Below are 13574 nucleotides of genomic sequence, written 5' to 3'. Positions count from 1 at the left end.
CACACAACATTTTTGGCCGATCAGTTATTACAAATTAGGACAATTGCAACTCGCTTTTTTGAATAATTGATAGTGCCACAAATGCGCCCCAACTCCACAGGAGGCATGATTATGGCTCAGCAAAACGCAGCTCGAATCTACAAAAACATGCAGCAAGCCTATGCCAATCAAGAGCGGCAAAAAGCATTAAACGATCCACAAACGTTTATTCAGCTTGCTACAGCCAGAGGCTATAACTTTACGGTCGAAGAGTTAGAGACTCAGCTCAGCCAATTATCTGATGAAGAGATCGCTGCTATTTTCAATCCTGGTCTTGGCCCTAGAAAGCACATCTTTCCTAGATAGGCTTGATTACCTCTCAGCTTGTACTAAAGTCTAAAAAGTTAATTGGCCGCTGCGATGCAGCGGCCAATTAACTTTTTGGATTCTCATCTGTAATCGGTTACAGTTTTGTAAAATACAAACCGTATATTTGTTGATAACGTATTAACGTATTCACGAGATTTGCGATCGCATTACAAGAAACTAAAGCGCGATCGCACTATAAATCTCGTGCTGTTTCCGGTACTTCAACCGTCGATAAACCTGCCAAACGCTTCAAATTTTGGCAGCGCAGAAGCTCGGCAAAGCTGAGCGGACGCCGTTCTAGGCTGGCAACGGCTTCAATGCCTGTGAGTAGCGCTTGGGCTGCCGTTGGTTCCACATAACCGCGTCGGAGAGCCACCCGAATTCCCGCCTCATCGGCTTCAATTTCAGCTTTGGGACTGCGGGTGCTGCGCCAAATTTGCGTACCTGCGATCGCAACTAACCCCCCAGCCGTCAAAATCCCGATCGCATCTGTCTGAGCCAGTTCAAACAGAAACCCTATTAATCCAGCAGCAGCCATCCCCTGATAGAGATCCGGCTTTAGCAGTTTCGTTTGCGTTACCCAGCAGACGGTGCGGAGAAAGATCAAATCACGCTGGCCTCGGTCAAGCTGGCTCCACAGATTGAAGTTGATTGCAACCGGACAGAGGGGTTGCCACGGCTTGGGCAGCTCGGCCAGAGTGACCTGAGCCTGTCCCGGAGCATTGACAATTTTCACCTTCATCCGCCCTGACGCAGGCATCTGGTCAATTAGGTGGCGAATTTCATCATCCGGATACATCGCTTATCCCCTACTACACAATTAATCTGTCAACTTTGTTTTAATGGGTTTTGATGGTTGATATGCCGCGCTCTGCGCGGCATATCAACCATCAAAACTTAGTTTACAGAGTAAATAAAAAGAGCCATGAGTGCTTTATGCTCATAACTCTTTTGACAAATCATTTAATAATTAACCTCTATCCCTGGGCGATTTCTAAACTTTCTGCCAAGGTGCCCGTTACAGATGTTAAAGTTTCTGCGCCAGTGTCCGTCGCTGCGATCAAGAGCAGCACGACATTGCTGCCCGCCTGCTGTGCAATGATCGAACCCTGCATCGGCTGAGTTGCACCACCCACCGTCAAACTGCCAAGCCATTCCATTAAGGTGCCGTTGTTAGCCGTTGGCTCGACCGACTGAATCCGGAACCCTTCGCCCCGACCAAAAACACGCTCGGCCACTCTGACCAAAGCTTCATTCGATAAATCTGTTGGAGTGGTGCTGAAGTCAATTGGCGCAATGGCTACGGTATAAGCAATATGACCATCACCCGATTCAAACAAGGGGGCCGCAGCCGCCCGACTCACGGTGAACCCTTCCAGAATTCCCACCTGGAATAAGCCACTGTCATCTTCGTAGTTGCCCGACAACGGCAAAGGTTCAAACTCTAGCTCGACAACGGGTTCCGTTGGGACAGGTAACGGGGTAGGCGCTGCCGTTGGAGCCGGAGTCGCAGCCGGATCTGCTGGAGCCGTAGGACTAGCGGCTGGACTCGGTGCCGAGAGAGATGGAATCGGACTGGGCGCAGGTGCAGGGGACTGAGCGACCGCTGTCGATGACGAATGTCCCTGTAATAGTCCGAGGCTAACTGCGATCGCAGTTACGAAACCCAATACTCCAACTAACCACTGACGTCTAATCATGCGTGCTTACGGCCCCTTTTACTGTCCGGATATGCCCTCTTTCTGCCCTAGAGTGTACTGGCTGAATCGAGTGTTCGGTATCGACTATTTCAGGAATGTAACGTGGCAGGAGGTCTACGAACAGCAAAACTTCTCAACACAGCGAACAAACATCTCGACGCCCATGCCCAGTGCCGTTTCATCAAAATCAAAGCGGGGATGATGGTGGGGATAGGCTAAGCCTTTTTCAGGGTTTGCGGCACCGAGGAAGAAGTAGCAGCCAGGCACTTCCCGCAGGAAAAACGACATGTCTTCGCCACCCATCGTTTGGCATTCTGGCACAACGCCTGCTGGTGTTTCGACCACGGCTTCTGCGACGGAGCGAACCAGATCTGCGATCGCATGATCATTCACCACCGATGGATACAGCTGCCAATAATCCAGCTTGTAGGTTGCACCGTGAGCTTGGCAGACTCCGGCAATCACTTCTTCCATACGGCGACCAAAGAATCCCTCCAGTTGGGGATCGAAGTAGCGAACTGTCCCGGTCATGTGAGCGCTATCGGCAATCACGTTGTTTGCGCCGCCCGCATGGAATTCTCCCACGGTCACGACACCGGACTTGAGCGGATCGACATTGCGAGCCACAATCGTTTGCAGAGCAGTCACAATCTGCGCTCCGACAACAATTGAATCTACTGTTTGATGGGGAATCGCACCATGTCCGCCTCGGCCTTGAATGGTGCAGTCAAACAGCTCTACCGCTGCCATAAGGGCTCCATCGCGTACACCCACTGTGCCCAGCGGTAAGTTATTCCAGAGATGCAGACCGATAATGGCATCGACATCTGGATTACGCAGCACTCCCGCCTCGACCATCGGTTTTGCGCCCCCCGGCCCCTCCTCAGCGGGCTGAAAAATAATCTTGATCGTCCCCGCAAAATCATCGCGATGCTGATTTAGGTAGTAGGCTGTCCCCAAGGCAATCGTCACGTGCCCATCGTGGCCACAGGCATGCATGATGCCGTCATGACACGACCGATAGGGTACCTGGTTAGCTTCTTGAATTGGCAACGCATCCATGTCAGCGCGAATCCCCAGCACAGGACCAGGTTGGCGGCCCGGAATACAGGCGACAATTCCTGTTTCTGCTACTTGGGTTTGATGCTCAATTCCCCATTCCGTTAGCTTCTGCGCGATAAAGTCTGCCGTCAGCCGCTCACGGAAGCTCAGTTCTGGATACTGGTGCAGATGTCGCCGCCATGCGACCAGTTGCTCTTGCAGGGCGCGAATTTGAGGTCGAATCCGAGATGGGTCAACCGACAGACTATGAGAAACAGTCGCAATCATAAGAATTCTGGATAGAGGTCAGCTACGGAGTGAAAGAATCTGGCTATACAAAATCTAATAAGATTCAGTATTCTAAAGCACACTTTTTAGGGATCTTCTTTCTTGATTGTAGAATTTTTGTTTAGACTTCCCCAGTTGATGTCACGATACAAATGACCGATTGATGACAATTTATGATGACAACGTGAGAGGGCAAGTCGATGGCGATTGTGCTGCTAGCCCCGTAGAGCAGCGAGATGTCTACAGCCGGTTCAGCAAGATTCATCTTCATCAAATATTGCAATGGTTTCTAGTTAGAATCCCAATCCAAAATCTGTTCAGAGAATATGAAAAGTATGAAGATCGGCAGTGTTGGGCGCAAAATGTCAAAAAATACTACAGAACTGGATTCTGATATAGGCTGATTTTGCGATCGCACTTATACTTCCCTACGATGCTGCTTCAGCTTGCAATCCGACCTGCACTGAGCTTATATTTGAGCCCGCTATGATCTCGCCACTAGCCCAACGATTTGCACCAACATTACCTGCGGCTATGGCATATATTCGTACATATAAAAAGTTCATAAGCAGAAATGCTCAAAAAAGCGGTGCATCATTCCCTATCCCTACTGTTTTTTTAACTTATTTCCTTTAGGGTATAAATTGGTGCGTTTACAGTCGTGCATTTACAGGTCATTCCCCATGTACCGACCCGTCCTGACGCATTAATTGGCTAGACTGCCGCTTGTTTCAAGGTCGTTGCAGACACCAATTCAGCATTCACCCATATCTTCCAATGTCTTTTGTCTAGTTCGATCCGGAACCGTTTGTGAGGAGTACCCGTTATGTCCGCTGTCCCAAAGCCTCAATATTCAGATTTGCGGTCGGCTCAATCTCCGTTACACGTTGTTCCAGATGTTCCGTCTAATCTCTTTCAAGGCAATGCTCAGCCTGCTGCTGTGCCAACTCCCACTCGTGTCTCTCCCAGTCGAAGACGGCAATCAGCAGCGGTCATTGAGTCGTTCCCTACCCCGCGATCGCAACCCAAGTGGCTACAGGCACTGTTTATCATCCAGCAGGCAACTACAATTACCGCTTGGGGCTTGGGTGTCAGCGTATTGGGCCTATATGGCTGGACAGTTTATTCTCAGCAGGTTTGGTCGCAAAACTACGATCGGCTGAGCCAGCTTCAGCGCAGTGAAGAGCAAATGCTCTCGGCGATTGAGGGCTTGAAAGAGCAAGCAACCGTGCAGGCTGCCAGCGCCAATTTGCAGCCCGCTACGCCAAGCACCACCATCCCGCTCATCTCAGCCACCCATGCCGCGTTGGACACCGCGAGCATGGCAGATCAAGCTACTCCGTCTAAAACGGAGAGCGTACCCAACCCCGATAACGCGACGGCATCTGGTGGGGCCAACCAGCAATCATCAACCTCACCCGCCCAATCCACATCCAAAACACCATTTATTCCCCAATCCAAAGCACAATCGAAACCACAACCTGCTGAAACACGGGCACAGTTGCCTAACTCGTTGGGATACTAGAGCAAGGTATGGCTACTTCTCATTCGCGGTCTGCGCAATCGCGCTCGACTCGACAAAATCGCGCTCGGCACGACTCTGTTCGTTCAGCGTCAACTCGACGGACGGTGCGATCGCGTCGCGGAACACCGCGTCGAACATCTGATCGAGCATCTGTTTTATCGCATACGTTATCGCGTACCTTATCGCACTGGCTCAAAATGCTGGGCCGCTTACGATTACCCGCCTGGGCCTACACTCACAAATTTCGTCTCTTTCTCGTTTGGGGCATTTTGCTGGTGGGCGCAACGGGTCTCTTCATCAATCTGGTGCGAATTCAAGTGGTGCAGGGAGAAACACTCCAACAGCGAGCGCTGGAGCAGCAGCAAACGCTCCTAGAGCCACCTGTATCCCGACGACCAATTGTGGATCGAATGAATAATGCGATCGCAATTGATAGTCCACTCTATACGCTTTATGCTCATCCCCGGATGTTCTCGGGCACACCGCAAGAGATGGCGACAGCGCTGAGTCCGGTCATTAAGCAACCCGTGGAGGCGCTGCTCAATACCTTTAGTGAAGGAGAAACCGGGCTGATTATTGATCGCGATTTGTCAGAGACTCAGGCTACCGCAATTCGGGGTCTACGCTTAGACGGATTAGACCTCCTGCCCCGTCAGCAGCGGGAGTATCCCCAAGGCCAGCTTTTTGGCAGTGTGACAGGCTACGTTGATACAGAAGGCAATGGGCAAGCCGGACTCGAACTGGACTATGAAGAGAAGCTCAAGCAGGTCGTCACAGGTCGCTGGCTCAACCGCACTGGAGCGGGCGATTTGGTGGCAACTCAGGTGCCCAAAGACTTGATTCACAAAGACGGACTGCGGCTTCAACTGACCCTCGATAGTCGGCTTCAGCGAGCCGTTCAGGAAAAACTATCGGCTCAAATCAGTGAGTACGGAGCCAAGCGGGGCGCAGTGATGGTGATGGATGCGCGGGATGGTTCGCTGCTCGCTTTGGCCCAGTCCCCCACCTATGATCCCAATCAATACTATGAAGCCGATGTTGATCTGTTTCGCAGTTGGGTGGTTTCTGATCTCTATGAACCCGGATCAACCTTTAAACCGATTAATGTTGCGATCGCACTTGAAGCGGGTGGCATCACGGCTGACCAAACAGTTTACGACGAAGGCCGCATTCAAATTGGTGAATGGCCGATCGAAAACTTTGACTATTCCTCGCGCGGCGGTCGCGGCACCATCACCATCGAAGACGTACTCACCTACTCCAGCAACGTCGGCATGGTTCATATCATGGAGCAGCTATCGCCAGAAGAGTACTACGACTGGCTAACCTGGGCTGGCTTCAATCGGCTAATCGGCACCGATCTGCCCTCCGAAGTGCCCCCCGTCATCAAAGATCGGGAACAGTTTGTCGGATCGCGCATTGAACCCGCTACAGCCTCATTTGGTCAAGGTTTATCACTCACACCGATTAAGCTCCTACAACTACACGGCGCACTAGCCAACGGTGGCAAGCTGGTAGTGCCCCATATCGTTCGAGGTCTCGTTGATCCCAGCGGCAATATCGAATGGCAACCGAATCGCCCGTCCATCCGACCGATCTTCTCGCCCGAGACAGCTGACGCAGTCGTCAAGATGATGGAAACCGTTGTCAGCGATGGTACGGGCAAACCCGCTCAAATTCCTGGCTACCGCATTGCGGGTAAAACGGGCACAGCCCAAAAAGCTAGCCCTTACGGCGGATACTATGAAAACGCCAAGATTACCAGCTTTGTCGGCATCATCCCTGTCGATAATCCTCGTTATGTCGTCTTGGCTGTGGTCGATGAGCCGCAGGGAGATAATGCTTTCGGCTCAACCGTAGCCGCTCCGCTTGTCAAATCTGCAATGGAGACACTGATCACAATCGAAGGCATTCCCCCATCTCAACCCACATCGGTTACTGATTAACACTGGTGCTGTGTCAAAATCAGTTTTGTTTTTTGCTGGTTGAGATGCCGTGCAAAGCGCGGCATCTCAACCAGCAAAACCCACCCAAACAACGTTGACAAACCACTAGAAAGTAGATAGTCATAGAAAAAATGTGGGCCACATATGATTGATGTGTGGCCCACATTTTCTTACTTTACTTAACAAGTTTCATTTAACGAGAGCGGCCTCGGCGCTGCCGCCGTCTGGAGCTAGCCTTGCGCTTATCTTTTTCCAGGGGGGTTTCAAAATAGCGATTCTTTTTCATATCAGAAAAAATACCGGCCCGCGATACTTTTCGCTTAAACCGTCGCAGTGCTGACTCCAATTTTTCATCTTGACCAACAGTAACCTGAGCCAAAAGATCCTCCTTACACAAAGCAAGGGGCAGATGAATTCATCTGCCCCCAATCATTACGAGTGATAATCCAAGCGACAAATTCGTAAATGGTCAAACTATGGCCTAAACCACACTTTGATATTTAGGAACAGTCTTAGAAAGAGCTGCGGCTGTAGTTGCGATTGCGATTGCCGCCACCACCATTGCCACTTTCGCTGCGAGGACGCGCTTTATTGACGCGCATGTCGCGGCCCATCCATTCTGCGCCGTCTAGCTCGTCAATCGCTGCGGTTTCCTCAGCTTCGGATTCCATTTCTACAAATGCGAATCCACGAGGGCGACCGGTTTCGCGATCGGTGGGAACGGTCACACGCTTAACGGTGCCGTACTCAGCAAAAACCTGAGTCAGATCTTCCTGGGTTACGTCGTAAGACAAATTTCCTACATATACAGACATAAGGGCATCTCCTTCAAAAACATCATGTAGCGGTTAGACGGAGATGAGCCTGAAACGAAATTCGAAACTGAGAAAAGTTGAAATTGAAACAAGCGTACTCTACCGAAATCTTAACCAACATCACCTTAACACATCTATTAAAGATGCACTCCGCCTATTCTAGCTCAAATCCAGATCAAATATTGAACGGATCTAGCATCTTGCTAAAAAATACAGAAAGGGTGTTTGTTAGTGTATTCAATCTATCCCTATGGGAGGATGTCCGGATGTAAGGCAAGATACCAAATTCCATCATCAACTGTTAAGTTGGCTGCCAAAATCAGCGCTAATAATAGCGTTTGAAAGTGATGCAAATCTATCTGTATAGAGTTACGTGCTTAGAACCAGGAAAATAGTGTTTGAGAAGTTGCGCAGGAGCAAGACTTCTCAAAATTATCTGTCCTAACCTTCTGTCCTTAACCTAATGGACTTTATTTCCGATAAAGTCTAATGATGTAAGGCTACAAACAAGACTGTCAGCCCAGAGCAATCGAGCCTGAAAATGCAAAGAATTTGAAGACAAAATAATTGACCCAGCGCAACTCCTCTGCTACGAGTTGGGCTCAGGTAACGGGGGTTACAAAACCCTGACAAATGCTCTGGTAGGTTTGAGGTGCAGATTTAGAGCAGCGGCAATCAAGTGGGATCTAAATGTATTCAAATTGTTGAGAGCAATCCACATTTGCGATCGCTCCTGGGATGGCACCTACAGCAAGCTGGCTACTGGGTGCAGCAATCGGCAGACCTGCGCCGAGCCAGAGATATTTTCCTTCAGCGACAGCCTGACTTGATCATTTTGGATTCTGAGCTGCCAGATGGAGAGGCGCTTGAATTCTGCCGCTGGCTTCAGCAATACCAAGTTTTGATTCTGATTCTGTCGGCCCGCAATACAGAAGCCGATATCGTCGCGGGTTTGCGATCGGGAGCCGATGACTATTTAACGAAACCCTTCGGCATGCAGGAATTTCTAGCGCGGGTGGAAGCCCTGACCCGTCGCAGCCGCATGATGACGGTACCAGCATCGTTGAACTACGGTGACTTGAAAATCAACCTGGTGCAGCGGCAGGTACACTATCGCGATCAGGGCATTGATTTGACACCACAGGAGTTTAGCTTGCTCTATGTGCTGGCCCAATCGGCAGGCGTTCCCCTGAGTCGGGCTGAACTGCTGCGCCGAGCCTGGCCGGATGAAATTGATAATCCGCGCACGGTCGATACCCACGTGTTGTCGCTGCGCAAGAAAATCGAAATTGATCCACGCCAACCCAATATTATTCAGACGGTTCGCAATGTCGGCTATCGGTTTAATGTTGAACTTTTAGAGTCCGCTAAATCTCGTCCCCCAACATCTGTGAATGGGCATCGACCCATTGAACAATCAGCCGTATCTGGAGTTTAATTTGGCTCATCTATGCCCACGCTACTGGTAAAAAACATCCATACTTTAGTCACGATGGATGAGGCTCGGCGAGAAATTCGCCACGGTGCGTTGTTCATCCGTGACCATGTGATTGAGCAAGTGGGCACGACCGATGAACTGCCGGATACTGCTGATGAGGTGCTGGACTGTTGCGATCGCTATATTGTCCTGCCCGGTCTGATCAATACCCATCATCACTTCTATCAGACGCTCACGCGCGTTATACCCGCTGCCCAGAACTGCGAGCTATTCGGCTGGATTCAGGCACTTTACCCGATTTGGTCACGGCTCACGGCTGAAGGGGTATATGTCAGTGCTCAGATGGCAGCGGCGGAACTCATGCTGTCGGGCTGCACCACGTCCAGCGATCATCTTTACCTCTTTCCCAACGACTGCACTCTGGATGACGAAATCCGAGCGCTTCAGGATATCGGCATGCGGTTTCACGCCTGTCGGGGCAGTATGAGCGTGGGAGAAAGCAAAGGTGGTTTGCCGCCCGATTCTCTAGTTGAAAATGAAGCGGATATCCTTAAAGACTCTCAGCGATTAATTGAGCAGTATCACGATAATTCTCGTCACTCCATGCTGCGGATGGCGCTGGCCCCCTGTTCGCCGTTTTCGGTATCGCAGGATTTGATGCGGGAATCGGCAGCGATGGCGCGCAGCTACTCTGGGGTGCGGCTTCACACCCATCTGGCGGAAAATAAATCCGATGTCACCTATAGCCTGGAAAAGTTTGGCGTTCGCCCGGGTGATTATGCTAAATCCGTGGGCTGGCTGGGTGACGACGTTTGGCATGCCCACTGTGTACAGTTAACCGATCAGTCGATTCAGCTATTTGCCAGTACGGGAACTAGCGTGGCTCACTGTCCCTGTAGCAATATGCGTTTGGCCAGCGGTATTGCGCCAATTCGGCCCATGCTGGATGCTGGGGTTCCAGTAGGCATTGGCGTCGATGGAGCCGCGTCCAATGATGCCACCAATGTTTTGCATGAAGCTCGCACTGCTATGCTTCTCGCGCGAGTCCGCAGTCAAGATCCAGGTGCAATGACGGCTCGTGATGCGCTCGAAATTGCTACCCGAGGTGGAGCAAGGGTACTCGGTCGCGACGATATCGGCTATCTCGCACCCAAAATGTCGGCGGACTTTATTGCTATTAACATTGACCGTCCTCAGTTTGCCGGAGCACATCATGATTTGGTGGCAGCGCTGCTGCTTTGTCAAACAGACAGTGTTGACTACAGTTTTATCAACGGCAAAAAAGTAGTTGATCAAGGCCAGTTAGTAACGGTGGACTTGCCCAAGCTGGTGGAAAAGAGTAATCAGCTCGCGGCTCAAATGGTTGATGGTTAGGAATTACCCGGTAATGCTAGGTGCGATCGCACTTAACTCATAAATCAAAGATCACGCTAGAACCCAATCGGAGTGAGGCAAACAGTGATGAAAGTTGCTTCGCTCAGGGCTCCTCAGGTGTTGTAATAACAAGCGGTTATACTGGACTCGCACTTATATCCTGGCATCTCACCTCATGTCCTCGTCTCATCTGCTAAAGCAGGCCCGTGCCGGCAATCCAGATGCGATCGCGGCGTTGCTTAATCGCAATTTACAGCCAAGAGGAATTCAAGCGACAGTCACTCACACATCTGAGACGAGTCTGGCCGTTCATCTAACAGCATCTCAGCCACTTTCACCTGATAAGCTAGTTAGCTATCTTCATCAATCTTTTCGCACGCTCAATCCTACGACAATCAGCAGTGTGGAGATTTATGGCCATCAGAATGGTCAAACCCAACCGATTTGGACGCGTCAATTTCAACTCCACTCTCCCAATCATGAACGCTCGTCCCCACCAGCCACAACCTCCCAAAACCAACATCGCGATCGCCCGTCGCCGTCGGTCAAGCCTATCGCCAAAAAGCGGAGAAGCCGAGGGCGGCTTGTGGGGCTTTGGCTGCAATGGCAATGGGCAACCTGGCGAAGCACGCTGCTAATGTCCGTGGCCGTCTTAGTTGTCTTCTGGATCATCGCCGTCCTGATTAAGTCTTGGTTCCCAAATGCATTTGCTTTCCCAGAACTAGATTTCGAAACTCGATCTAACGTTCAGATGGGAATTAGTGCAATAGCTATCCACAGTCTCTTAACTCTGCTCTGCGGCATTTTTGTAGGTGATGCTCAAGCGTCCTGGCTCAAACGACAACTGCCAGCAGTGCGCCATTGGTTTTGGTGGTCGGCCTTGGGCTTTCCCCTCGGTACTGGAGTCATGCTGCTGATTATGCTCATCAGTGGCTTACTAAGCAGTTTATCGGTGATTCTGTTGCCGTTTTGGTTGTTGCTGGGGCCAACAATCAGCGCGATCGCAGCGGGAGCAATTATTGGTGGATTACAGTGGCTTGCGTTGCGCAATCGGATTCCCCATGCAGTTCAGTGGCTCTGGGTATCCATTGGCAGTAGCGTTTTAGCTCTGATTGGTGGAGTGTTGACCAGCGGTCTACTGGTAGGTCTGCCTTGGCTGATGGCCTATAACTCAGCGAGTACATGGGGTGCTGGGTTTCTGATTTTCATGTTGCCAATCACTATGACGGTTAGCTGGCTAATCTTCCACGGCCTGACTGGCATTAAAATGGCGTACTTTGTCTACGACCAGACTGTTCAGCCCAAGTAAAGTTACGTTTATATTGCTACATCATTGAAGTGCGATCGCACTTTTCCCATCGCACCTTACCTTCTGAATCATTGACTGAAGAAAGCAGATGGAGAAATCCTAAAAAAGTCAGCTAACTTTTCGATATGTTCCACGGTGAATTTGCGTTTGCCGTTAAGAATTTCAGAAACAATCGATTCAGTTTTGAAGATCGGAACTAAATCTTTTTGCTTTAGATTTAATTCATCGACAAGGGCTTTAAGCAATTCAATGCCGCTTAGATCCGGCATTGGGACATGCTTCTCTTCATATTCATAAATTAGAATGCCTAAGAGGTTGATATAGTCTTGCCTTTCCGGTGTGATTTCGCCGGAATCGAGCAAGGCATCAATCACCTCTTGAGCGGCAAATAACTCTTCTTCTGATTTAATGGGGCGAGGTGGAAACTGTTGTAAAAGTTCGATATAGCGGTTTGATTCAGCAGCAAACATGTTTTTGATGCTCTTTTTTAATAGAAGTTTTATATTTCTACTCATGCCAATCATCTTTCTTCCAATTATCTTTGTCGTACTCTGCATGAGTTAGAACACTACGGACAAAGACTTTTTGGTATGCGTAATCAATGAAAGCAATTAAACGATATTTGTTGCCGCCAATATTGAAAACTATAAAGTTCCCAACTTGATCGGCAGAAGGAAAGACAGTACGTACTTCTACAAAGTTTTGCCATTTCGCAGTCGTTGTCAACTTGTACCAAAGCAATAAACTTACCTTTGAAGCGGGGTGTTTTTCCCAAAATGATACAAGGCGAGAACGAGTAATGACATGCATAGAAACCGAAAGGTAAGTAGAACTCCGTGAACCTGCATCCGTCACGGGATTCTCGACTGTCGTTGATTTACCTAAGTTTTAGATTTGGACTGCACTAATCTTAGCAAATTGCGAAGTTTGCTACAACATCTGCGAAATACACTATGCGGGATGAGCGGATCACACTTCTCCCATCGCACTTCTCAAACTGCGATCGCACTTCTCCCACACACTTTCCCAAACTGCGATTTGCACCTACAATTCCTCGATTGTCACCAGTCCACCTTCTGTAAACTGAATAACGAGTTCTTGCTCATCTAGCAAGGCAGTACCAAGCAAAGGTCGTCTTCCGGTTGCAATGACGAGAACTTCTCGTTCTTCACCGTTCCAAAGGATAACGGCTTCGTGAACGGGTAGCAGAACTTCGTTGTTGTTAGCTAAATTTGCGGGAATGTCGTACAAAAGAGGCAAACCCATCAAGGAAACGGCTTCTGAAGGGAGACAAAGCTGTCCAGTAAACCCTGTATCGATGACGAACTCAATCGGTAGGCTGGAACCGTTGGATAGCAGGAATGTTAGCGTAATGGTTGCATGGCGATCCGTGACGATGTCAGAAATTACGGCTGAACCTGCTCCATCGTGCCGCCAAAGGAGACAGCGACGTTGTATCCAATGCGAATGCCAAAAAGTCGAGCGTTGGGATATTTTTTGCGAAGTGTACGTGCGGCTTCTAGCCCGGTTGCATCAACGGCGTAATCGCCTGTTTCGATATCGATGATAACCATTTTGCCGATGTTGTCGTCTTGCTCAACTCGCTGGCGAATGCTGTTTTCGTAGAGTTGTTTTGCCCGTCGCGCAACTTCTTCACGGCTTAAGAGAATGGTCTGCATGGGCTGAATCCTAGCGTTGATGCTGCTTTGCTTGATTCTTTGATGATATCTCACAGGGAAGTGCGATCGCACTTCTCCTCTCGCACCGCACCAAACTGCGATCGCACTTGA

General features: G+C 49.8%; 15 protein-coding genes. 6 read left to right on the top strand and 9 right to left on the bottom strand.

The annotated features are described in order from the left end of the window. The first annotated feature begins 111 nt into the window (after nt 1-111). Nucleotides 112-345 carry a Nif11 family protein gene (locus AC286M_RS26955; RefSeq protein WP_488207319.1) on the top strand — a complete coding sequence of 78 codons (234 nt, stop codon included), beginning with the start codon at nt 112-114 and terminating at the stop codon, nt 343-345. 196 nt (nt 346-541) lie between these two features. Here the strand turns inward: AC286M_RS26955 and AC286M_RS26950 are convergent, their stop codons facing one another. The 3 genes from AC286M_RS26950 to AC286M_RS26940 form a co-directional block, all read right to left on the bottom strand. Then, on the bottom strand, nt 542-1147 hold the full coding sequence (locus AC286M_RS26950; RefSeq protein WP_488207318.1) for a DUF3318 domain-containing protein: 606 nt from the start codon (nt 1145-1147) through the stop codon (nt 542-544). 178 nt (nt 1148-1325) lie between these two features. After that, nucleotides 1326-2048, bottom strand: coding sequence for a hypothetical protein (locus AC286M_RS26945; RefSeq protein ID WP_488207317.1), 723 nt, complete (start codon nt 2046-2048; stop codon nt 1326-1328). Between the two features lie 114 nt (nt 2049-2162). After that, on the bottom strand, nt 2163-3377 hold the full coding sequence (locus AC286M_RS26940) for a M20 family metallopeptidase (RefSeq protein WP_488207316.1): 1215 nt from the start codon (nt 3375-3377) through the stop codon (nt 2163-2165). 826 nt (nt 3378-4203) lie between these two features. Between AC286M_RS26940 and AC286M_RS26935 the strand changes: the two genes are divergently transcribed. Together AC286M_RS26935 and AC286M_RS26930 are read left to right on the top strand one after the other, a co-directional pair. Continuing rightward, nucleotides 4204-4902: a hypothetical protein gene (locus tag AC286M_RS26935; protein WP_488207315.1), complete on the top strand. Its 699-nt coding sequence runs from the start codon at nt 4204-4206 to the stop codon at nt 4900-4902. Between the two features lie 8 nt (nt 4903-4910). Beyond that, a complete protein-coding gene (locus tag AC286M_RS26930; protein ID WP_488207314.1) occupies nt 4911-6848 on the top strand; it encodes a peptidoglycan D,D-transpeptidase FtsI family protein in 1938 nt (645 codons plus the stop codon). 193 nt (nt 6849-7041) lie between these two features. Here AC286M_RS26930 and rpsU read toward each other — a convergent pair whose 3' ends face one another. Together rpsU and rbp are read right to left on the bottom strand one after the other, a co-directional pair. Further along, a complete protein-coding gene (rpsU, locus tag AC286M_RS26925) occupies nt 7042-7227 on the bottom strand; it encodes a 30S ribosomal protein S21 (RefSeq protein ID WP_488207313.1) in 186 nt (61 codons plus the stop codon). Between the two features lie 133 nt (nt 7228-7360). Further along, nucleotides 7361-7663, bottom strand: coding sequence for an RNA-binding regulator (gene rbp, locus AC286M_RS26920; protein ID WP_488207312.1), 303 nt, complete (start codon nt 7661-7663; stop codon nt 7361-7363). A 679-nt stretch (nt 7664-8342) separates the two neighbouring features. Between rbp and AC286M_RS26915 the strand changes: the two genes are divergently transcribed. From AC286M_RS26915 to AC286M_RS26905, 3 genes are all read left to right on the top strand, one after another. After that, nucleotides 8343-9101, top strand: coding sequence for a response regulator transcription factor (locus tag AC286M_RS26915; protein WP_488207311.1), 759 nt, complete (start codon nt 8343-8345; stop codon nt 9099-9101). Between the two features lie 12 nt (nt 9102-9113). Then, on the top strand, nt 9114-10475 hold the full coding sequence (locus AC286M_RS26910; RefSeq protein ID WP_488207310.1) for an 8-oxoguanine deaminase: 1362 nt from the start codon (nt 9114-9116) through the stop codon (nt 10473-10475). 175 nt (nt 10476-10650) lie between these two features. Next, on the top strand, nt 10651-11784 hold the full coding sequence (locus AC286M_RS26905; protein ID WP_488207309.1) for a hypothetical protein: 1134 nt from the start codon (nt 10651-10653) through the stop codon (nt 11782-11784). Between the two features lie 68 nt (nt 11785-11852). Here the strand turns inward: AC286M_RS26905 and AC286M_RS26900 are convergent, their stop codons facing one another. From AC286M_RS26900 to AC286M_RS26885, 4 genes are all read right to left on the bottom strand, one after another. Beyond that, entirely contained in the window at nt 11853-12254 is a 402-nt protein-coding gene (locus AC286M_RS26900) for a helix-turn-helix domain-containing protein (protein ID WP_488207308.1), read from the bottom strand. Between the two features lie 37 nt (nt 12255-12291). Continuing rightward, nucleotides 12292-12639, bottom strand: a complete 348-nt coding sequence (locus AC286M_RS26895; RefSeq protein ID WP_488207307.1) for a type II toxin-antitoxin system HigB family toxin — start codon at nt 12637-12639, stop codon at nt 12292-12294. A gap of 189 nt (nt 12640-12828) precedes the next feature. Further along, entirely contained in the window at nt 12829-13143 is a 315-nt protein-coding gene (locus AC286M_RS26890; RefSeq protein WP_488208865.1) for a clan AA aspartic protease, read from the bottom strand. Between the two features lie 47 nt (nt 13144-13190). After that, on the bottom strand, nt 13191-13463 hold the full coding sequence (locus AC286M_RS26885) for a hypothetical protein (protein ID WP_488207306.1): 273 nt from the start codon (nt 13461-13463) through the stop codon (nt 13191-13193). Nucleotides 13464-13574 lie beyond the last annotated feature (111 nt).

This window comes from Thainema salinarum CENA647 (genome assembly GCF_057732415.1).
Note: the sequence above shows the minus strand (reverse complement) of the source record. Positions and strands in the feature narration are given on the sequence as shown.

Excerpts from the sequence above, each read along its gene's own strand:
- AC286M_RS26955 (WP_488207319.1), top strand. The coding sequence starts at position 112 with ATGGCTCAGCAAAACGCAGCTCGAATCTACAAAAACATGCAGCAAGCC.
- AC286M_RS26950 (WP_488207318.1), bottom strand. The coding sequence starts at position 1,147 with ATGTATCCGGATGATGAAATTCGCCACCTAATTGACCAGATGCCTGCG.
- AC286M_RS26945 (WP_488207317.1), bottom strand. The coding sequence starts at position 2,048 with ATGATTAGACGTCAGTGGTTAGTTGGAGTATTGGGTTTCGTAACTGCG.
- AC286M_RS26940 (WP_488207316.1), bottom strand. The coding sequence starts at position 3,377 with ATGATTGCGACTGTTTCTCATAGTCTGTCGGTTGACCCATCTCGGATT.
- AC286M_RS26935 (WP_488207315.1), top strand. The coding sequence starts at position 4,204 with ATGTCCGCTGTCCCAAAGCCTCAATATTCAGATTTGCGGTCGGCTCAA.
- AC286M_RS26930 (WP_488207314.1), top strand. The coding sequence starts at position 4,911 with ATGGCTACTTCTCATTCGCGGTCTGCGCAATCGCGCTCGACTCGACAA.
- rbp (WP_488207312.1), bottom strand. The coding sequence starts at position 7,663 with ATGTCTGTATATGTAGGAAATTTGTCTTACGACGTAACCCAGGAAGAT.
- AC286M_RS26910 (WP_488207310.1), top strand. The coding sequence starts at position 9,114 with ATGCCCACGCTACTGGTAAAAAACATCCATACTTTAGTCACGATGGAT.
- AC286M_RS26905 (WP_488207309.1), top strand. The coding sequence starts at position 10,651 with ATGTCCTCGTCTCATCTGCTAAAGCAGGCCCGTGCCGGCAATCCAGAT.
- AC286M_RS26900 (WP_488207308.1), bottom strand. The coding sequence starts at position 12,254 with ATGTTTGCTGCTGAATCAAACCGCTATATCGAACTTTTACAACAGTTT.
- AC286M_RS26885 (WP_488207306.1), bottom strand. The coding sequence starts at position 13,463 with ATGCAGACCATTCTCTTAAGCCGTGAAGAAGTTGCGCGACGGGCAAAA.